1 protein-coding gene is annotated in these 273 nt (G+C 61.2%); it reads left to right on the top strand.

The window, feature by feature from the left end; all coding sequences use genetic code 11:
* A partial coding sequence (locus ABG80_RS22580) for a hypothetical protein (RefSeq protein ID WP_407638738.1) occupies positions 1-210 on the top strand: 210 nt, incomplete at its 5' end.
* Positions 211-273: the final 63 nt, after the last annotated feature.

Here is a 273-nt window from a genome sequence, read left to right as displayed (position 1 = left end):
GTCGATCAGGCCATTGATCAAGGCCAGCTCACCGAGCTGCGCCAGATGTGCGCCAAGGTGCATCCCTCGCTGATCGAGCGCCTCGATCAAGTGACGAACCTGCTCGACATGAGCAAGCGCGAGTTCATCGAGGCTGTTGTGTCTGATGCGCTGGCCCGCGCCGAGGAAGCTATCGAGCGTTCCGGTGCCCTGGATCAAGGGAGCCTGTGATGCTCACGCTGACCGGCACCATTCGAGCAGTCACCACCCTGGGTGGTGGCGTCAACAAGAAGA

Origin of the sequence: Aquabacterium parvum, assembly GCF_001447195.1 — a bacterium.
In the GTDB taxonomy this organism is placed as follows: domain Bacteria; phylum Pseudomonadota; class Gammaproteobacteria; order Burkholderiales; family Burkholderiaceae_C; genus Aquabacterium; species Aquabacterium parvum.
Note: the sequence above shows the minus strand (reverse complement) of the source record. Positions and strands in the feature narration are given on the sequence as shown.